This window comes from Blochmannia endosymbiont of Camponotus sp. C-046, assembly GCF_023585865.1.
In the GTDB taxonomy this organism is placed as follows: domain Bacteria; phylum Pseudomonadota; class Gammaproteobacteria; order Enterobacterales; family Enterobacteriaceae; genus Blochmanniella.
The window spans coordinates 150,534-172,350 of sequence record NZ_CP097752.1 but is presented as its reverse complement, the minus strand read 5'-3'; the positions used below and the strand labels follow the sequence as shown (position 1 = coordinate 172,350).

Below are 21,817 nucleotides of genomic sequence, written 5' to 3'. Positions count from 1 at the left end.
ATTTAATTCATACATATATATTTTTATAATGTTATTTTTAATCCAATATCAAGTACAATTATTAGTTCATTGATTACAGTAGAATTACTTATAACTGATATATTCTACAAAATAAATAATCATTCATAATGATGCTATATACAATACAATAAGTCTATCGATAACTCATATAATATGATTTACATAAATATGTGGTGATTAACAATTCCAGGAACCTTCTAGACAAAAATAATTATACATTTAAATATGTAAATATAAATCTATTAAACATCAAACTTAAAAATACTAAAAAATAATTAGATATTTAAATCAAAATATCTACATTTCAATATATCAACATTGAGCAAAAATTATAATGAAAAGAATGTTAATTAACGCTACTCAAAAAGAAGAATTACGAGTAGCATTAGTAGATGGACAACGATTATATGATCTAGATATTGAAACAATAGGTCATGAACAGAAAAAATCAAACATTTATAAAGGAAAAATTATCCGAATTGAACCTAGTTTAGAGGCAGTATTTGTAGATTATGGAGTCGAACGACACGGATTTCTTCCTATAAAAGAAATCTCGCACGAATATTTCCTTCCTTCCTCATCTTCCTATAATAAATCTAATATTAAAGAAATTTTATGTGAAGGACAAGAACTAATTGTACAAATAGATAAAGAAGAAAGAGGAAACAAAGGCGCTGCGTTAACTACTTTTATTAGTTTAGCAGGTAGCTACTTAGTACTTATGCCAAATAACCCCAAATCTAGTGGTATATCAAGAAGAATTGAGGGCAACGATCGTATTGAATTAAAAGAAATTCTATCTACTTTAGAATTACCTGAAGGAATGAGCTTAATTATCCGTACTGCTGGTTTGGGGAAATCTGTCGAATCATTAGAATGGGATTTAACTTCTCTCTTACAACATTGGAAAACTATTAAAAATACTGCAGAAAAACAATTAGCTCCTTTTTTAATTCATCAGGATAGTAATGTTATTGTACGTGCATTTCGAGATTATTTACGCCCAGATATAGGAGAAATTTTAGTTGATAATCCCAAAATTCTGAATGTAGCCAAAGAACATATAACTTCTTTAGGGCGTCCAGATTTTGCTAAAAAAATAAAATTTTATAACGGAGATATTCCGTTATTTAGTCACTACCAGATAGAATCCCAAATAGAATCAGCGTTCCAACGAGAAGTAAGATTGCCGTCTGGAGGGTCCATTGTCATAGACACTACTGAAGCTTTAACAGCAATCGATATCAATTCTGCTCGCTCTACTAAAGGAGCAGATATTGAAGATACAGCTTTTCATACCAATTTAGAAGCAACTGATGAAATAGCACGTCAGTTACGTCTTCGTGATGTAGGTGGATTAATTGTTATAGATTTCATAGACATGACTCCAATTCGACATCAACGAGAAATTGAGAACAGCTTTAAAATAGCGGTTCATCAGGATCGCGCTAGGATTCAAATGGGACATATTTCTAAATTTGGGCTATTAGAACTATCTAGACAACGGTTAAGCACATCGCTCGGAGAATTAAGTCATTACATTTGCCCGCGTTGCAGCGGCACAGGAAGCATTCGTGACAATGAATCCCTTTCTTTATCTATTTTACGTTTAATTGAAGAAGAAGCTCTGAAGGATAATACTTATGAAGTACATGCGATAGTTCCTGTAGCTATCGCCTCATATTTACTGAATGAAAAACGAAAAGCTATCAGTGATATAGAACAACGGCAAAAAGGAGTGCGCGCTATCATAGTACCTTATGAACAAATGAAAACTCCAAATTATGAAGTACGGCGCATACGTAAAGGAGAAACAAACAATAAACCAAGCTATTTATTAGCAACACATCAAGATTACGAAACAACCCAATCCTCAACAACACCAGGAGAAATAATTGCTTCAAATTATAATGATACTTTAAAAAACCCACAGTCAACGATAAATACCTCATTAAATTTAATACCTACCTACAATAAAAATTTTTATTATGCACATTGCAATTTGCAATCTAAATCAAACAAAGAAATATCATGGTTTGATAAAATCAAAAATCATTACCATAAAATACTCGGTGTTTTTATCACAAGCTATAATAATTTGAAACAAATATTATCACAAACAATCACTAAAAACAATAATCGGGTATACACTAAAAAAATATACCAACATAGACTATCTCGGGACGTAAATCATTATGTTCGGTCATATCAAAATTTTCATTATAAATATAGCAATATTAAGAAAAAAAATCATATCCATCACACAAAAAACAAAACTGAATTAAATAATCATAAAAAAATAATAAATTATTTTAATAACGATAATCACACTGATCTTCTATCGAAATATATTGATAATGTTGATAAATCTGCAGCTACCCCTTGTTACACCAATCCGACACAACTTATCAAAAAAATAACGCAAAAACCACCTATACAAGAATATAAAAAAAGACATAAACACAATATTACACATAAGTACTTAAACAAGATGCATCATACAAAACATTGGATATGGCTAAAACATCAGCAATCTGAACACCCTTTACGCATGAAGATACATAAAGAACCACTAGTACCCACAAATATTGATACTCATAGAATATATAATACAAAAGATCCCCATGTTTTTGAAAAAAAAACCACCGTTACCGAGGTACACTCTAATACTTTTGATAATTCTAAAAATATGCATGCCTCTTATTTAGAATTAAATACTCTACATATGCCAAAAAATATCAATAATACTAGTCGTATTAATTATAACACTGTTCAGTATAGCGACAACAACATATCCCAGAAAAATAACAATAACCGTATACAACTGACTCACCGTTTACGTCGATCTTCTCGTCATTTTCGTATAAATTTTAAATACCGATTACAACAACGTCGAGAAAAAATTACCTTAAAGAAAATACAATAAAATTATTAAATAAACATAACATAACTTCTGCAATAACCTGTAAAAATTCTATACGTACAAATATCTGTTGAATTTTTAAAATATAATCTTAAATGAAAAAATTATTTCTTTAATTTTTAACAAAATAAATTTTTAATGATACTAAAACTTTCATTTTTAAATCCTCTAGAGCATCATTAATTAACAGAAATATATTTTCTATATACATAAATGTATATCATCTAATTTTAAAAATTTTATTCATTAAAAAATTATATAAATAATTTCAAACATGTGTATGTGCATTTTGTAGCAATAGATTCTCTATTTAAGAATCATTGTAACAATTTAATATTATAAGTATGTAATGAATACATTTGTATGATATCATTGACTATATATGAAGAAACTTCCGGTCTTTAATTATTCTTTCTTGTGTCCACGATTTTGGTTAATCTGGTTAGGAATAGGAATATTATATATATTGGTACTACTCCCTTATCCTATCATACACTACCTTGGCACCAGAATTGGTCGTATTGCAAAATATTTTATGATCAATCGTATGCGTATCATTCGTAGAAACTTAGAACTCTGTTTTCCTAATCTACCAAGTCAAGAACAACAAGATTTGTTCAAAAAAAATTGTGAATCAATAGGTATGGGGATATTTGAAACCGGTATGGCTTGGTTTTGGTCAGAGCACAGAATTAAACGCTGGTTTAAAATTAATGGACTAGACAGTATAACCCAGGCACGAAAAAAAAATAAAGGCATATTGTTGATTGGAATGCATTTTTTCACTTTGGAATTAGGTGCTCGAATTTTAGGAATGCTACATCCAGGCATTGGTGTCTACCGCCCTAATAATAATCCATTACTAAACTGGTTGCAAACTAAGGGACGACTCAGATCAAATAAAACAATGTTGGATCGCACTAATATTAAAGGTATGATTAAAGCTTTACAACACGGAGAAATTGTTTGGTATGCGCCAGATCATGATTATGGATATAAAAACAGCGTATTCGTCCCTTTATTCGCAGTGTCAAATGCAGCAAGTACCATCGGTACTTATATATTAACAAAAATAGCTAAGCCTGCAATTGTTCCTTTTGTGGCGCGAAGATTACCTAATGTTCTTGGGTATGAACTACTAATTCTGCCAAACAAACAAGATGAAATACCTTTAGATACAAATATCGACATGATTAAACATATTAATAAAGTGATAGAACAAGTAATTTTGTTAGCCCCTGACCAATATATGTGGTTACATCGTCGATTTAAAACCCGTCCTCCGGGAGAATCTTCTTTATACTGATCAAAAAAATAAAATAACTTATTATAAACTAATAAAAATCAAATCATTTTACATACATTGTTACTAATACAATAAACATTCAGATACAAAAATATGCAAAGCTCATTTATATCGTTCCATAATTAAATGTTATTAATCACATTATATTCAAAATATTTCTACTTTAACCTATAAATCATTTTTTGAAATTAATTAACAGTTAAACTATTATATACTACTGTAGTTTCATTACAATTTTTGGTATAATTTAGAGTTATATCAATTAACTACAAATGAAAATTAACATTTCAAATTTTTTTTCAATCATTCTTACACACGATTAATCACATGCAAGAATAAAAATATAAATGTTTAAATAATGTAAATAAATATGAATACAAAAATATATTTTTATAATATAATATTTTTTATTGTCGGTTTATATCATCATTTTGCTTATGCTACTGTTTATACATTACCTGATAACAATAACAGACTAATAGGACAGAATATAGAAATTCTCACACCCAAGAATAATAAATACTCTCTGGAACATTTTTCTGCACAATTTCAAGTAGGCATAAGTAACATGTTAGAAGCCAATCCCAACGTTGATGTATATCTCCCCGATTCAGAAAAACGACTAATAATTCCACATCAATTAATTTTACCAAATACACCCCATTCAGGTATTGTTATTAACAACGCTGAAATGCGATTATATTATTATCCTGAAAAAAAAAATACTGTAATTGTGTTACCGATAGCTATCGGAACCATTGAACATGCAACACCATCACATTGGACAACTTCAATAACACATAAAAAAAAACCCAACTTGGGTTCCTACTAAAACCATGCGCGATGAATACATTAAACATGGAGAAATCCTACCTACCATAGTTCCAGCAGGAACTAATAACCCAATGGGGATGTATGCTTTATATCTAGAAAAAAATTATGCAATCCACGGCACCAATAGCAACTTTGGGATTGGCCTTAGAATAACTCGAGGTTGTATAAGATTACGTCCCGAAGACATCGAATACTTATTCAACATAGTTCCCATCGGTACTAAAGTACGATTTATAAATGAGCCTGTGAAGAGCACTGTTGAAGAAAATGGTATGCGGTATTTAGAAATTCATAATCCATTATCCTGTGGAAAAGAAAAAAACCAATCAGAATCATCGATTATAGCGCATTTAAAACAACAAATACAATCCATATTAATAGATGAGAATGATTCCAACGTAGACTATGAAATAATTAACAAAGAATTAAAAGCCCGTTCTGGAATACCGATCAACATTACGAACAAATTTGCCAACAATAAAAACAAATAATCATTAACAACCCATCTCTATCGAGATCAAACATATTGGTGCATGCTCACAGCGGCATACACCACATATGTTTGAATGAATTTATTTTTAAATAAAAATCATTTTTAATATTTAAAATAATTTTTGTCGTATCGTACATAATAATATTATAAACTACCCGGGACGAGATTTGAACTCGTACAGCTAAAGCTGAGGGATTTTAAGTCCCTTGTGTCTACCAATTCCACCACCCGGGCTGTACTACTGAAACAAAAGACGCGTCTCGGAATTGAACCGAGATATACGGATTTGCAATCCGCCGCATAAACCACTCTGCCAACGCGCCTCGTAAACAATATTAATCAGCTATACAAAATACAAACACAATCTCTACTATCCAATCAATATAACCATATATATATATATATTCTTTGGTAACAATTTTAAATTATTATTAATTAACTTAACAAAATAACAGATTGCTAATAATCACAATTTACCTTTTTATTTCAAAAGATAATCTATTATATGAGTTATATATCTGACTACTAATATAATATTAGTTGAACAAAATCAGTTATAAAATTTAAAAATTATATTTTGTCTTTAAATCAATACACTTATACTATATAAGTAGTCTCTCGCATTCATACCTATACATTCATACAACATTTATCAACTTTTTTTCAATAAATAAAATTAAATTTTACCTGAAATTTACAATCTATATAAATAAAAATCAATAATTAAACAAATCATAACGCACAATATATAAATAGATGCACATAGACCAAAATGTTAATAACACTGAAATATACAACGCAACAATACCTACAATTACTATCCATTCATCAGAGTTCCATAATAATGCAGTTAAAGCTAACATTTGTATAAATGTTTTAATTTTACTAATCCATAAAACCCCAATCCCATTGCGACCACCCATTACAGCTACCCATTCACGTAATGCTAACATGATCATTTCACGAATAATTATAATGGATGCTGGTAATGTGACCCACCACTCATGAAAATGATCAGCTACTAAAACAAGCACTGAGACTATCATAACTTTATCCGCTACTGGATCTAAAAACTTACCAAAACTAGTAGTTTGTTTCCAACGACGAGCTAAAAATCCGTCAAACCAATCTGTGATAGCCCCAACAAAAAACATAACGGTGCATATCATTGGCGCCCACTTTACAGGTAGATAAAAAATTATAGTAAAAAACGGCACCATGATAACACGAAATAAAGTAAGATATGTTGGTATATTGATACAATCCATAATCACAAAAACAATTATCTAAAAAAATTAGATATTATCTCTCAAAAAAACACCATATCTTTGAAAATACATGCATACCCTCTCTTATATTCATAAATAAACTTTCACATAATAGCATTATTAATTATTAACATAAGCACAATTCTTAATTAAATATTATACAAAATACTCATGTAACCTATAACCAATTTCTCTATTAAAGAAAATATTAAAACCACAACAATTCACTACTGTAGATACAGTATCTATGCATATAAACAATTAATAAACTCTTTTTTTTAATCATTCAAAAGCAGCTACACATAACATCATAATAATATATAAATAATAAATAATCAAAATTCAATTTAGTTGCTAATATGGTATTTTACCCTTACAATATTATAATTGGGTCGTTAGCTCAATACGGCAGAGCAGTTGACTCTTAATCAATTGGCTGTAGGTTCAAATCCTACACGACCCAATCAATTAGATACTGCAATACCTACTAAAATTTTCAGTAAACCAGATTAAAGAAGTCTTTAAAAAATTTTACATAAACACACATCTATATAAAAAATCATCAGAATATCGAAATAAAATTCCGACAATCACTTCTGAATACATACCCGTAAATAACAAGCGTGAAATCATGCATCTATTAGTATCAAAATAACTACCTGTAAGGACTACTTTGTTTTATAATTTTTAAAAAAATAATAAAAACATTTAGTTATATTGCATTTAGTTGATACTCAAAAATAATCACTAATTATATACAGTAAAATCCTCGGAGGAGTAGAGATTCGAACTCTAGAATGCTTGACATTACCGATTTTCAAGACCGGCGCCTTAAACCACTCGGCCACTCCTCCTTCAACAGATTGGAAACAATAAAATTATTTTACCATTTTCAATACATATAATAAATATACTATACTTCCGTACACAATAAAAAATTAACAATTGTTAAATTGTTTTAATTTATACTGAAAACCAATGCTTAATATAAAAAAACAAATCCTATAAATAAAACAAACCATATTTAGTTATATTATTGTTAAACTATATTAAATATATATTATATATCTATAATTATGCATTTAGTGATAAACTGATGTACATTGATTATTTATCAATCACATAACATACTCATAATTAATATCATTTTAATTGTATTTAGATTTATTAGACATTATTTTGATTCTCCACATTTTTATTAAAATAATAAATTTATTAAGTAATCAAGGATTATATTATGAAATGTAATCAAATAAATGATAATATTGATTCACAAGGATATCTGATTCATCTTGAGGATTGGAATGAAGAAATTGCAATTAAAATCGCTACATTGGAAGGCATTGCATTAAGCCCAATACATTGGGATATCATATATTTTGCACGAAAATTCTATATGGAATTTAACTCACTACCAAAAACTAGAATATTAATTAATGCTATAGCACTAAAATATGGTAAAGAAAAAGGAAATAGTCAATACCTTGCTAGGTTATTTCCAAAAGGATCCGCAGCTCAAAAAATTGCAAAAATTTCTGGCCTTCCTAAACCTATCAAATGTTTATAATATAACAAACACAATTTAAAAAATTGTGAGTAAATTGTTCAGTTATATCATATTTACTTAATCAAACAATTTACCCTTGATTTTATTATCTTATCCCATATCTACTTTATTATTTTCAGAAAATCGTGATTAACGAGGTATTTATGATAGCTAGCAAATTTGGAATAGGACAACAAGTACGGCACAAATTATTAGGATACTTAGGAGTAATAATAGATATAGATCCAGAATATTCCCTCGAAAAACCTATATTAGATGAAATTACAAAAAACGACACTCTACGAAAATCTCCGTGGTATCATGTTGTTATGGAGGACGAAGAAGGAAAACCTATGCATACTTATTTAGCAGAAGCACAATTAGGTTACGAAAACATTCGTACACACCCAGAACAAACAACTTTAGATGAACTTTCTGAATCCATTCGTTTACAACTTCAAACACCAAGACTAAGAAATTAATCTTCATTGCTACAAAACTTACATAGATATAAAAAAATCTATTGATTTTTTTTATATCCCATAACAATGGGATTATTCCAACTCCCTTGTCATGGTTATATTGTTAAAAAAATATAACTATTTAATTCAATAACATTTTAAATTCTATAAATATCTATTATTTAATATCAAATTTAAACAAAAATTTAATCGTAGTAATTACTTACCATACTTACGTAAAAATATAAATTTTTTATTTCATAGCCCATAAAATAGACTCGAACATATTTCTTGATACTTCAATCATTAAAACACTATACTATCCTATACTACAATCAATATTAATTGACATTATTTTTTGTCATAATTTACATTTTAATTCATTCATTCAAAACTAATTTTTTTTATAAAACATATATTTATGAAATTACATACTATCAAGTCACATATGACTGCACGAAGCAACCACATTATTGTACAGACAATACATATTCAATGTAATTACACATACTGGCATAAAGTTATATATATAACCAACATATAATATTAAGAATACAAAACACAACAAAATAATCCATTAAAATGAATATACAAATTCAAACCTTATTAAAACATAACAATTTAAACTTTTCATTAAAAAAAATTTAATCATTTGATTAAAACAATCAAATGTATATAACACAATCAATCATTTTCCATCATCGTATGTACATACGAAATACAATCGTATTTAATAGTTGTTATATTTTATATGGACACGAAATGAATAAATGTACTCATAAGATGAGATGTACTATGCTGAATAAACGTGAATACTATACCAAAGAAGATCTATTAGCTTCCAGTAGGGGTGAATTATTTGGAAAAAACGGACCAACATTACCCGCTCCTAACATGCTGATGATGGATCGAATAATAAAAATGACTAAAAATGGAGGCAATTATAATAAAGGATTTATAGAAGCAGAATTAGATATTCGATCAGATATGTGGTTTTTCAATTGTCATTTTATAAAAGACCCTGTTATGCCAGGATGTTTAGGATTGGATGCTATGTGGCAGTTAGTAGGGTTTTATCTTGGTTGGATCGGAGGAAAAGGTAAAGGACGTGCTTTAGGGGTAAAAGAGGTTAAATTTACTGGTCAAATTTTACCTACATCTAAAAAAGTCACTTATTTTATTCACTTTCGAAGAATCATCAACAGAAAGTTAATCATGGGCATGGCTGATGGTGAAGTATTGTGTGATGGGAAAATAATTTATACTGCAACTGATTTAAAAGTTGGATTATTTAAGAGTTCTACAGTATTTTAAAATATTTTGGCATAAAGCGAAATATTTTACGTATTAACTTAGGCTATATTGAGTAACTTCGTATAAATTTGGATGATTTCATACAAAATGATGCAAACATCATATATTATTGTAACTAATAACATATAGTTACAATAATAATCATATCCTTGACTAATCATGTATTAAGTTATCGCAGTCATCTATATCTGAATCATAAATACTTAAAGAAATAAAAACCATCAGCTACAATAATACAATTAAAAATAAATATAATTAGTTGAAAAAATTAGGAGACTATAGATGAATACAGTATCAATAGTGGATATACTACACGGTCATATATCAGAAAATACTGAAATTACCATACACGGTTGGATTCGTACCCGACGAGATTCTAAATCTAAAATTTCTTTTCTAGATCTATACGATGGTTCATGTATCACCCCATTACAAATAATCGCTTATGATAACTTACACAACTATAAAAACGAAATATTACGTTTAACTAGCGGTTGTTCAGTTATAATCATGGGAATAATAACTAAATCTATTGGCACGAAACAGCATGTTGAAGTAATCGCAAAAAACATTAAAATATTAGGGTGGATAGAAGATCCCAGTACTTACCCAATAACTGCTAAAAAACACACTATGAAATATTTACGTGAAGTTTCTCATCTTAGACCACGTACTAATATAATTGGTGCAGTTGCCCGTATCAGAGATACGTTATCGCAAGCTATTCATAACTTTATGCATAAACAAGGATTTATATGGATCCCGACTCCTATCATTACCGCATGTGACACTGAAGGAAGCAGTGAAATGTTTTGCGTGTCTACTTCAGAAACTCAACAAATGTTAAATAATCCGAACGAAAAATTGAATCGTACTCATGATACCTATGATTTTTTCGGTAAAAAAGCTTTTTTAACAGTATCAGGTCAATTAAACGCAGAAGCTTACGCTTGCGCATTATCGAAAGTATATACGTTTGGTCCAACTTTTAGAGCAGAATATTCCAATACTAATCGCCATTTAGCTGAATTTTGGATGATAGAACCAGAAGCTGCATTTATGACCTTAGATGATATTATTATTTTGGCAGAGTCTTTACTCAAAAACATTATCAGAACACTTCTGCAGCAACGTTCTGACGATATGAAATACTTGGTTGATAAAACAAATGAAAATATTATTGCTCTTCTGGAGAATTTCGTTGATGTTACATTCAATCACATAGAATATACTGAAGCAATCAAATTATTAAAAAGATGTAATAAAAAATTCAATAATTCAATACACTGGGGAACAGATTTATTCTCTGAACATGAAAAATATCTTTCAGAAGAATATTTTAAATCCCCAGTAATAATAAAAAACTACCCAAAAAACATCAAAGCCTTCTACATGCGTTTAAACGATGATAATAAAACTGTAGCATCTATGGACATTTTAGTACCCGGAATTGGTGAAATGATTGGCGGATCACAGAGAGAAGAAAGATTATCAAAATTAGATCAAAGATTACAAGAACACCATCTAACGCAAGAAAATTATTGGTGGTATCGTGATCTACGACGCTACGGAACAGTACCTCATTCAGGATTTGGATTAGGTTTTGAAAGATTAATGATATATGTAACAGGAATAAAAAATATTAGAGATGTCATTCCTTTTCCTAGATCCTCTAAAAACATTAATTTTTAATGAAAACTATGCGCATATAAATAAAATATTGAAAATAAATCTAATTGTAATTTTTCAAAAATGATCCATATACACATCATTATATACATGATTATATATTTAATATCCTTATATTATTAAAATTGAAAATTTCAATATAAATAATTGGAAAAACATAATAATTTTTGATATAAATAAGATATTCTGCACATTACAATACATACGGATACATATTATGTTTCAATCTATTCAAATGGCACCTGACGATCCAATTCTTGGTTTATCAGAAATTTATGATGCCGATGAACGAAAAAATAAAATTAATCTCGGAATAGGAGTATATATCGATAAAACAAAAAATACTCCTGTTTTAACTAGCGTCAAGCAAGCTGAAGAATGGTTGTTAAAACATGAAATTAGCAAAAATTACCTCAATATAGAAGGTCTACATTCTTTCAATACTGCGACTCAAAATTTACTATTTGGCAGCAATGCTAATTCTATTGTTTCGGAAAAACGCATGCGAACTGTTCAAACTCCAGGAGGTACTGGAGCGTTACGTATTGCAGCAGAATTTATAGTAAAAAATACTAAATCTAAACGCATATGGATTAGCTCTCCTACTTGGATCAATCATAGAAATATTTTCCTGGCTGCAGGATTATCAGTATATACTTATCCTTATTATAATAATATAAATCATTCACTAAATTTTGATGAATTATATTCAAGTTTGCAAGACGTTCAACCTAATGATGTCGTATTGTTTCATTGTTGCTGCCATAATCCTACAGGTATTGATCCTAATACCGAACAATGGAGTATTCTATCAGAATTATCAGAAAAACAACAATGGCTACCTTTATTTGATCTAGCTTACCAAGGATTCTCTCATGGTTTAAAGGAAGATCTCGAAGGTTTATATATTTTCTGTAAAAAAAACCCGGAATTAATAGTATGTAATTCTTATTCAAAAAACTTCGGATTATACAACGAACGAATAGGAGCGTGCACTGTAATTACTAATAATAATGATGATGCAGAACGAGCATTAAGTCAATTACGGGTTATTATTCGTGGTAATTATTCTAATCCACCAGCTCATGGAGCATCCATTGTGTCTTTGATATTAAATAACAAAATTTTACGGTCTACATGGGAATCAGAGCTAAAAAATATGAGAGAACACATCAAACACATGAGAAAATTACTTGCGAATACTTTACAAACTCACGACAAAAATAAAGATTTCAGTTTTATCAAACGACAATGTGGTATGTTCTCTTTTATAGGACTGAAAGAAAATCAAGTAATTAGACTAAGAGAACAATTTGGTATTTATCTGGTAGGCGCTGGTAGAATTAATTTATCCGGTTTATCAGAAGATAATATCGATTATGTAAGCAAAGCTATCATTAAAACTTATAAAAAAGCGATTAACTCACCATCCTAATTTTATTTTTTAGGATAATTAGAGAAGGTTTAATAATCTTCATACAAATATGAAGATGCAATTAAAAATTACACAACACCTCAACACAAACATGTATAATCTAGAGTCCTGTTTGTCATAATTGTAGACGCTTTCTCTAATCCTAATGAATGAGTTATAAATTTCGCACTATGATGATGCCACATAATTATTATTTTTACGCTCATAACCCAGAGTGGAAGTACTTCCATGTCCCGGTAAAAAAAGAATATCGTCTCCCAATGGGAACAATTTAGTCTTAATAGAATTAATTAACATTGTAATACTTCCTCCGGGCAAATCCGTGCGACCAACACTTTTTTTAAATAACACATCTCCCATCACCATAAATTTTCGTACTTTATTCCAATACACTACGTGCCCAGGGGAATGTCCTGGACAATGTAATATATCAAAAACTTCGTGTCCTACTCGCACTATATCACCATCTTCTAACCAAACGTCTGGAATAACCGAATTAGGAGTAGTATTTTTAAAGAAATCTATAATACTTAAATCCAACATTCTGTATTGAATAGATAAATCATCTAACAACGATTGATCAGCTTTATTTGGACCTATTATTGGGATTTTATAATATTGTTGTAATTCCATAGCACTACCGACATGGTCAAAGTGACCATGGGTTAATAAAATTTTATTTATTTTTACTCCTAATCTATCTATTTCTGATCGTAGTTTATCACTGTCTCCCCCAGGATCTACTAACGCTGCTTCATGTGTTGCTTCGCACCAAATTATTGAACAATTTTGATGAAAAGGAGTGACCGGTACAATACTATATCGCATATTTATCTCATAATTATGTGCATCTGGTTCTAAAAATTAATAATGTTTTAATATTTGTATTTACATACAAATCTACCATGTAGATTCATACTTTTAAAAATAATTACACTATAAAAATTACATATTAGATTATAAAATAAAACAATAATTATAAGAGAACACATATATTCGTTAATAACCCAATAACTAAAACGAATGATCTTAAATATATATTTAAGCACATATAATTATTGAATACAATTTCAACTTTAAAATATTCAAAAATAACAACTACACTCTACATATACTCACTAAGTATATGAATCATTCTGCATCATCTATGTTGGACGCGATATTAAATCCACCATCAACATAAATTATTTCACCGGTAATACCAGATGATAAATCAGAACATAGAAATACAGCAACGTTTCCAATTTCTTCAATAGAAATATTGCGACGAACAGGCGATTTTCTTTGATAACATAATAACATCTTTTTAAAATTTTTAATACCAGAAGACGCCAAAGTACGAACAGGCCCACAAGAAATCGCATTGACACGAATACCTTTTGGTCCCATGGCATTAGCCATATAACGAGTATTCGCTTCCAATGAAGCCTTAGCTAATCCCATTACATTATAATGAGGTGTAGCACGCATGGCACCTAAATAAGTCAATGTTACTAAGGATGCGGTATTATTAAGCATATTCCTACATGCTTTAGCTATACCTACAAAACTATAAGAACTAATAACATGAGACAATATAAAACCTTCACGAGTAACAGTATCTATGTAATCACCTTGTAATTGATCAGTAGGAGCAAATGCTATCGCATGTACAAATCCATCGAAAGTTAACCACTTTTTTCTTAACTCAACAAACAATTTATGTATGCAAGAATCTTCAGACACATCACATGGTAATACAATATCAGAATCAAAATTTTTAGATATATTTTGCATTCTCAATTTTAATTTATCAATATGATAAGTAAAAGCTAATTCCGCACCTTCTCTATGTAAAGCCTGAGCTATGCCATAAGCTATAGATCTATTATTAGTTATGCCGGTAACTAAAATTCGCTTATTACTAAGCAATGCCATACTTATATCCCCAAAATACACGTTTATGTAATAAAAAATAATAATACATTAAGCGTTCAACATTAATTATAACGAATACTATTATATATTTACAAACTTCTATTATTGCTGCAAGATTGTTACTTAATATTAATTGTATAAATTATCACCAATAAATTTGTAGTAAAATGGCTACTACTATCATAACAAACAATACCTACAAAATATAGTTACATTGTGAACCAACAATCTACAATTGCCATATCGTAAAAATGAATATAAACTTCAACTATAATAAATTATGATCAGCGTCATCACCTCATTCTACTTTACGATAACCAATCAATAAATATGGAGTATTAAAAAAATTTATTATTATTATAATATATATTATATTTTAATTAACAACACACTATTTACTTCTATTCAATAACTACAATTATTTAAAAAATAAATATTCATCAAACAATTTATCAAAATAATTACTACTGAATCTTCATGTCAAAAATTTTAAAATATTCTAATTTTTATAGCTCAATATATTTATCAAAATTTTATTAATTATATTGTTATAAATTCTCAATAAATTTAACCTATTTATTAACATATCTTAGAGATATCAATTCTGAAATGAACTAGGCTTGTATAATCCCTTTAAACAAGCTACATAATAAAATATCATACTACCACATGTACGTTTTTAAAATAATCATTTTATTACGTAATTACATACCCAGCAGCACTAAGCATTAATAGTGGTTATGTAATCATTATTGTATAACACTAAATTTGAAGAAATTATATCGATTAGATATATGTGCGACTGCTCCTTCATTACTGCGTAAAATGTAGAATAAATTACTTAAAAATAAATCTTAATTCCTTTAACTTATGATTCCATAAAAGATGATATTAAATTTTAATAAAATAATTTTATTTGTACTAAAAATATATTAGATCATACTGTAATTCCATCCTCTTTTAACAATAAATATTAAAATAATAATCAAAAAAAATATTAACTAATTTTATTAATTATTCACTAATTTTATATCAAAAAAATACAAAATATATGATGTTTTGTCTATGCACATGCACATTTATTTTTTTCATTGTAATAAATCATTAAATATCAAATGTTTATTTGTGCTCGTAATTACAAAACACATACAAAAAAATAAATACCATTTATGTATAAAATTATTATATTTTTAAAAATTTACATAAATATTCATAAATTTTATTAAATACATTATACTTGCTGTAGTTATAAAACTAAAACATATGGATATTGAAAATAGTAAATACAAGTTGTAATTATTTAAATTTAATACCACCTTTTTATATAGTTTTAATAAAACTCGCTAAAATAAAAAATATTAATAAATATTATTTGTAACATACATAACACATCTTATAGTTATAATAACAAGCTTAAACAATTATGCTTATAACAATACTGTTGAATACATATTCAATATTTAATTATTAATTAACGAAGTTATTTTGTACTATACAACATAATACGAATGTTTAAATATATAACATATTTTACACTTCAACACTATTATTAAAAAACTAGCAATTCTTTAATAAAAAATAAACATTCTTGATGACATCTTTAGAGAGGCAATAACATGCGACTTAGACGGGTGACAGAAGCAAGATTACCAACACTTTGGGGTAATTTTTTAGTCGTAGGATTTGAAGAAAATTTAACTGGAAATAATCACGTTGCATTAATATATGGAAATATTACTGGATCAGATTCCGTATTAACTCGAATACATTCTGAATGTTTAACAGGCGATGCTTTATTTAGTTCACGTTGCGATTGCGGATTTCAACTAAAAACTGCATTACATTGCATCACAGAAGAGAAATGCGGTATTTTAATCTATCACCGTCAAGAAGGACGCAACATTGGATTACTAAATAAAATTCGCGCTTATGCACTACAGGATAGTGGAGCTGATACAGTAGAAGCAAACCAATGTTTAGGTTTTGCTCCCGACGAAAGAGACTTCACTATTTGTGCAGATATTTTAAAGTTATTACATGTAAAAAAAATACGCATTTTAACCAACAACCCAAAAAAAGTAGAAATCCTAAATAAATCATGTATTGACATAACAGAAAGAGTTCCTCTAATAGTAGGAAGAAATCCAGAAAACTCCAGATATTTGGATACCAAAGCATCTAAATTAGGACATTTATTTTTATAACTATCATAAAAAAATATAAACATTATAACTACAAAATTTAAAAATGTTTTGTTATATGAAAACTTCATTAGCTACTTCTGTGTACAAAATAAACAATATGTATACTCTATCATACCGAACTAAATTTTTATCTTCTTCAAAGAATAAAAATAATGATTTTAAATATCGACATCTAATTTAAATCGTATAAATACAAAACTTCAGCAATTTAACCTATATAAAATCCATCAAAATTTTTCATAAGTTATATCTTTAAAAAATTATTCTTATTTGTGCTTTATAAAAGAACCACGCTTTAATCATCAAGTTATTTTAAATAAAAATAGTTCAAATAAATGATACATCACTAATCCACTATCCTTTAATTCAATTAATTTTAATATACACTAATTTATTACAAAAGCCCCATACTATAAAAATATAAAAAATATTTTTACACATCATATCTTTCTTTAATTTAAATAAAAACTATCACTCTTAAAATCCGTTACACAATCCATGAACACATAACTTTTTATTTTTATTATATTGAACGAATCCCTTCAACAACATTTTCATTTATTTACATCTAACTATTTCAAAACTCAAAAAATATAATATTTTCCATATATACACAAAATATGTCATCTTTCTATTAATAACCTTATTCAAATCATATCCTCAATATACATATATTATAACTATAACCCACCTACTATTTTACATAAATTACATATCCGCATATTTATCGATATTATTAAATTTACTTAAATTTTTTTTTAAAGACTCAAAAATATACTTAAAAAACAATTTCTGACCTAAATAATTAATCATTTATAAAACACAAGAAGGTTTAGTATTACTATAATACACATCAATTATAATATACTGCATTATATAAATATATTTAATAATATTACCATTACATAAAATTCTCTATTCTTCCCTGAAGAATACAAACAACATTTAACTACTAATTAATCATCACTAAAACCACTGCATACATCCTATTCTGATATACGCGATATAATCATAATTATTACATACAATAAAACTATATAGAATACATAATGCTGAAAGTTTCAAATAATTTACTTATTATTAATGATTTTATTCTAAAATAGATCAAGTCATAGTCACAAAACTCTACAAATATAAATCTATAAAAATTGTTTCAAAATAAAACATTTATTAACACTTATTCAATAAGCAATGCACAACGAAACATTATCAAAATTTGATTTAAAAATATTTAATTTCATATGATCACAATAATGCACACTTACATTAAAGTTTGGCGTACCAAACTATTTCTAAGTATCATCTATCACCAACTCAGTTTAAAACTCATCTATAAATAATATGTGCATTATAATACATTCTTAAACTTAATCATTTTGAGTTGTAATATCTAAATTTTTATTCACATCATTTTAATGTAATTGAGTCCTGATTACGGTACGTAAATCATTATGATCATTTTCAATGAAAATTTCATTCACACTAAAAATTAGAATAATTTATTTTTAAACAATATTAAATATACACAACTACTATCATCATTGCTAAATATAATTAAAAATCAATATGTTTACAGTATACTACTAGATTTAATCCCCACATGTAAATAACTCACCAAGCAATTAAAAATATTTTTATTAATGAGCTTTATTTTCAATAATTTCAGTAAACATCGTCACAACTTCCATTCATCACTGTTTTATAGATCCAATTCAAAATAATTCATACTATCAATCTAAATAAAAATAATAACATTTCAAGTATTGAGAAATGATCCTTTTATAAATACCATAATTATTATTCATGTTGATAATATAAGCAGCTTATCAATCAGAAAAATTTAGTTAATTATATTAACATAAATAAAATCATACAAAATCATCACTTTAATCTTCTTCATTACACATGAAGTCTCTCAAAAAGGAATTCATTATATTATACCCTCACACATTAATACATCCATAATACATCTAATCAATGTATTGAAATGCAATTTAAAGATTTACACATTATTCAAATAATAAAAAAATTTCATATATACCATCATGAAATAAATATCAAAAACGATTAAATTAAAATATTATATATAGAATGTTTATTCTAAACTTTGTACACTCATGTTAATTCGATAAATTACTCTATTAAATAGCATTCAATTACACAATATATTTATCTTAACGTTATTGAAATTAATTATTACATCAACACAATCAACCAAATACAACAATTTCTACCCAAATTTATCATGTTTGTAAAATGATACAATCATCCATATATATATATATATTTGCGTATATGTTTCCTCATATATAAATATACACTTAATAAATATCATTTCAGTACATTTATTTAAATTGTATTTATAGTTGATGACATAATTAACACCTTTACAAAAAAACCATTAAAATCTATAAAAACTAATAATATATATATGTTTTCATTATAATTCAGTGTAATTTTATATTTATCGTAATAATTATAATTTTAATAAAAAACTATACATTTGATACTCACAACAATAATAGACAATTTTTTATCTATTAAGTTGTCTATCTGTAATATTACCATATTCAATTAAAAATATTTTTACTATTAATAACAGTAACTGCTATTTGACATTTTAAAAAACAATAGTATTATCAATGTTATTGATATTTATATATCTATAAAAAACATAAAAATCACATCGAGATAAAATTGAATGTTCTCTTATTAATACCGTTTCTAGTAATTAAGCGATTATTTAAAAAAGTTACTATACTTAAATAAAAATGTTTCAATTAGACCATTAATATAAATGAGCTGTTTGATAAATAAATCACTGAAAAAATTTAAAAAATAATGAGATATCAAAAAAATCGAATGCAATGTCTAAATATTCAAGTACGCTACCACTCTAATTCTTCAGAAGTTTTTAATCAATTATGCAATAAACGCAATTCGACATTATTATTAGAATCATCAGAAATCAATAAAAAACACAACATAGAAAGTATGATGATTATTGATAGTGCATTACGTATTACCGCCTATGGTACAACCGTTACTGTACAAGCTTTGACTAAAAATGGAGCAAGCTTGCTCCCATTACTAGCACAAACATTACCTACAAAAGTACAAATTTATAAAACTTTTGACAGAATTAAATTTATATTTCCTATAATACAAACAATGATTGATGAAGATACACGTCTACGATCAATTTCAATATTTGACTGTTTACGCTCATTGTTGAAAATAATACAACCTCTTCCAAATACCCCCAAAGCTATATTTTTAGGGGGTTTGTTTTCTTATGATTTAATATCTTGTTTTGAATCGTTTCCTCAATTAATCAATACTTATACATGCCCAGACTACTGTTTCTATTTATCTGAAACATTATTGGTGTTTGATCATCAAAAATATACTGCTTCCTTACAAAGCACCTTATTTAGCTCAAATACCTTAGAAAAAAACCGATTGAAAACTAGAATGAACCAATTAAAAACTCAAATTAGTCAAACACCTCAGTCTATTCCTTACAAAAAACTACACAACATGAGATTACACTGTGATCCGAATGACGAAAAATATAAACGAGTTATACGTAAAATACAAAGATCTATCCGTCAAGGAGAAATATTACAAGCTGTTCCTTCACGGCGATTCTTCCTTCCATGTCCTTCACCATTAGCAGCATACCATGTATTGAAAACTAATAATCCTAGTCCCTATATGTTTTTTATGCAGGACATAACATTTACACTTTTCGGGGCTTCTCCAGAAAGTTCTCTAAAATACAACGCAGATACTCGACAAATTGAAATTTACCCCATCGCTGGCACGCGATCTAGAACTTATCATACTGACGGATCATTAGATATAGATTCAGATAACCGTATAGAATTAGAAATGCGTCTAAATCATAAAGAACTATCAGAACATCTCATGTTAGTAGATTTAGCCAGAAATGATTTGGCACGTGTTTGTAAAGCAGGTACCCGTTATGTAGCTGATTTATTAAAAGTAGACAGATACTCTTTTGTTATGCATTTAGTATCTAGAGTAGTAGGAGAATTGCGTAATGATCTTGATATACTACATGCCTATCGCGCATGTATGAATATGGGAACATTAACTGGAGCTCCTAAAATCAGAGCTATGCAGCTGATTTATGAAGTAGAAGGTACTCGACGCAATACTTACGGGGGCGCGATTGGATATTTAACTGGTTCTGGAAATTTAGATACATGCATCATCATCCGATCAGCTTATGTTACCAATCAAATAGCGACAGTACAAGCAGGTGCCGGTATAGTAATAGATTCTATACCTCAATTAGAAGTCGAAGAAAGCCGTAACAAAGCACGTGCTGTTTTACATGCCATCTCTACAGCACATGGCTCTGAGGAATTATTTTGACA

General features: G+C 27.9%; 12 protein-coding genes, 4 tRNA genes and 1 pseudogene. 11 read left to right on the top strand and 6 right to left on the bottom strand.

Annotation, left to right across the window (positions count from 1 at the left end; genetic code table 11):
- The first annotated feature begins 355 nt into the window (after window positions 1–355).
- The 3 genes and pseudogenes from rne to M9409_RS03320 all read left to right on the top strand — a co-directional run bounded on the left by rne (window position 356) and on the right by M9409_RS03320 (window position 5,575).
- On the top strand, window positions 356–2,947 hold the full coding sequence (gene rne, locus M9409_RS00695; RefSeq protein WP_250227039.1) for a ribonuclease E: 2,592 nt from the start codon (window positions 356–358) through the stop codon (window positions 2,945–2,947).
- A gap of 379 nt (window positions 2,948–3,326) precedes the next feature.
- Window positions 3,327–4,250, top strand: a complete 924-nt coding sequence (gene lpxL, locus M9409_RS00690) for an LpxL/LpxP family Kdo(2)-lipid IV(A) lauroyl/palmitoleoyl acyltransferase (protein ID WP_250227038.1) — start codon at window positions 3,327–3,329, stop codon at window positions 4,248–4,250.
- 370 nt (window positions 4,251–4,620) lie between these two features.
- A pseudogene (locus M9409_RS03320) lies at window positions 4,621–5,575 on the top strand (L,D-transpeptidase family protein).
- Between the two features lie 154 nt (window positions 5,576–5,729).
- On the opposite strand, the gene M9409_RS00675 reads toward M9409_RS03320, so the two are convergent.
- The 3 genes from M9409_RS00675 to pgsA all read right to left on the bottom strand — a co-directional run bounded on the left by M9409_RS00675 (window position 5,730) and on the right by pgsA (window position 6,845).
- Window positions 5,730–5,811 (bottom strand) — tRNA-Leu (locus M9409_RS00675).
- Between the two features lie 17 nt (window positions 5,812–5,828).
- Window positions 5,829–5,900: transfer RNA gene (locus M9409_RS00670), tRNA-Cys, on the bottom strand.
- A 393-nt stretch (window positions 5,901–6,293) separates the two neighbouring features.
- Complete coding sequence (gene pgsA, locus M9409_RS00665) at window positions 6,294–6,845, bottom strand: CDP-diacylglycerol--glycerol-3-phosphate 3-phosphatidyltransferase (protein ID WP_250227035.1); 552 nt, start codon at window positions 6,843–6,845, stop codon at window positions 6,294–6,296.
- A gap of 389 nt (window positions 6,846–7,234) precedes the next feature.
- Between pgsA and M9409_RS00660 the strand changes: the two genes are divergently transcribed.
- A tRNA-Lys gene (locus M9409_RS00660) sits at window positions 7,235–7,308 on the top strand.
- A 307-nt stretch (window positions 7,309–7,615) separates the two neighbouring features.
- On the opposite strand, the gene M9409_RS00655 is transcribed toward M9409_RS00660, so the two are convergent.
- Window positions 7,616–7,699, bottom strand: a tRNA-Ser gene (locus tag M9409_RS00655).
- A 383-nt stretch (window positions 7,700–8,082) separates the two neighbouring features.
- Between M9409_RS00655 and M9409_RS00650 the strand changes: the two genes are divergently transcribed.
- The 5 genes from M9409_RS00650 (at window position 8,083) to M9409_RS00630 (ending at window position 13,290) form a co-directional block, all read left to right on the top strand.
- Window positions 8,083–8,412, top strand: a complete 330-nt coding sequence (locus M9409_RS00650) for a TusE/DsrC/DsvC family sulfur relay protein (RefSeq protein ID WP_250227034.1) — start codon at window positions 8,083–8,085, stop codon at window positions 8,410–8,412.
- Between the two features lie 143 nt (window positions 8,413–8,555).
- Window positions 8,556–8,873 carry a heat shock protein HspQ gene (gene hspQ, locus M9409_RS00645; protein ID WP_250227033.1) on the top strand — a complete coding sequence of 106 codons (318 nt, stop codon included), beginning with the start codon at window positions 8,556–8,558 and terminating at the stop codon, window positions 8,871–8,873.
- A gap of 774 nt (window positions 8,874–9,647) precedes the next feature.
- Entirely contained in the window at window positions 9,648–10,166 is a 519-nt protein-coding gene (fabA, locus tag M9409_RS00640; protein ID WP_250227032.1) for a bifunctional 3-hydroxydecanoyl-ACP dehydratase/trans-2-decenoyl-ACP isomerase, read from the top strand.
- Between the two features lie 282 nt (window positions 10,167–10,448).
- Entirely contained in the window at window positions 10,449–11,858 is a 1,410-nt protein-coding gene (gene asnS / locus M9409_RS00635; protein ID WP_250227031.1) for an asparagine--tRNA ligase, read from the top strand.
- A gap of 214 nt (window positions 11,859–12,072) precedes the next feature.
- Window positions 12,073–13,290, top strand: a complete 1,218-nt coding sequence (locus M9409_RS00630; protein ID WP_250227030.1) for an amino acid aminotransferase — start codon at window positions 12,073–12,075, stop codon at window positions 13,288–13,290.
- A gap of 168 nt (window positions 13,291–13,458) precedes the next feature.
- Here the strand turns inward: M9409_RS00630 and M9409_RS00625 are convergent, their stop codons facing one another.
- Both M9409_RS00625 and M9409_RS00620 read right to left on the bottom strand, forming a co-directional pair.
- On the bottom strand, window positions 13,459–14,118 hold the full coding sequence (locus M9409_RS00625) for an MBL fold metallo-hydrolase (RefSeq protein WP_250227029.1): 660 nt from the start codon (window positions 14,116–14,118) through the stop codon (window positions 13,459–13,461).
- Window positions 14,119–14,421: 303 nt separating this feature from the next.
- Window positions 14,422–15,207 (bottom strand): enoyl-ACP reductase FabI, encoded by a 786-nt coding sequence (locus M9409_RS00620; RefSeq protein WP_250227028.1) that lies wholly within the window; start codon window positions 15,205–15,207, stop codon window positions 14,422–14,424.
- Between the two features lie 1,616 nt (window positions 15,208–16,823).
- Between M9409_RS00620 and ribA the strand changes: the two genes are divergently transcribed.
- Window positions 16,824–17,411, top strand: coding sequence for a GTP cyclohydrolase II (gene ribA, locus M9409_RS00615; protein WP_250227027.1), 588 nt, complete (start codon window positions 16,824–16,826; stop codon window positions 17,409–17,411).
- 2,841 nt (window positions 17,412–20,252) lie between these two features.
- Window positions 20,253–21,815 carry an anthranilate synthase component 1 gene (locus M9409_RS00610; protein ID WP_250227026.1) on the top strand — a complete coding sequence of 521 codons (1,563 nt, stop codon included), beginning with the start codon at window positions 20,253–20,255 and terminating at the stop codon, window positions 21,813–21,815.
- The last annotated feature ends 2 nt before the right edge of the window (window positions 21,816–21,817 follow it).

Excerpts from the sequence above, each read along its gene's own strand:
- rne (WP_250227039.1), top strand. The coding sequence starts at position 356 with ATGAAAAGAATGTTAATTAACGCTACTCAAAAAGAAGAATTACGAGTA.
- lpxL (WP_250227038.1), top strand. The coding sequence starts at position 3,327 with ATGAAGAAACTTCCGGTCTTTAATTATTCTTTCTTGTGTCCACGATTT.
- pgsA (WP_250227035.1), bottom strand. The coding sequence starts at position 6,845 with ATGGATTGTATCAATATACCAACATATCTTACTTTATTTCGTGTTATC.
- M9409_RS00650 (WP_250227034.1), top strand. The coding sequence starts at position 8,083 with ATGAAATGTAATCAAATAAATGATAATATTGATTCACAAGGATATCTG.
- hspQ (WP_250227033.1), top strand. The coding sequence starts at position 8,556 with ATGATAGCTAGCAAATTTGGAATAGGACAACAAGTACGGCACAAATTA.
- fabA (WP_250227032.1), top strand. The coding sequence starts at position 9,648 with ATGCTGAATAAACGTGAATACTATACCAAAGAAGATCTATTAGCTTCC.
- asnS (WP_250227031.1), top strand. The coding sequence starts at position 10,449 with ATGAATACAGTATCAATAGTGGATATACTACACGGTCATATATCAGAA.
- M9409_RS00630 (WP_250227030.1), top strand. The coding sequence starts at position 12,073 with ATGTTTCAATCTATTCAAATGGCACCTGACGATCCAATTCTTGGTTTA.
- M9409_RS00625 (WP_250227029.1), bottom strand. The coding sequence starts at position 14,118 with ATGCGATATAGTATTGTACCGGTCACTCCTTTTCATCAAAATTGTTCA.
- M9409_RS00620 (WP_250227028.1), bottom strand. The coding sequence starts at position 15,207 with ATGGCATTGCTTAGTAATAAGCGAATTTTAGTTACCGGCATAACTAAT.
- ribA (WP_250227027.1), top strand. The coding sequence starts at position 16,824 with ATGCGACTTAGACGGGTGACAGAAGCAAGATTACCAACACTTTGGGGT.
- M9409_RS00610 (WP_250227026.1), top strand. The coding sequence starts at position 20,253 with ATGAGATATCAAAAAAATCGAATGCAATGTCTAAATATTCAAGTACGC.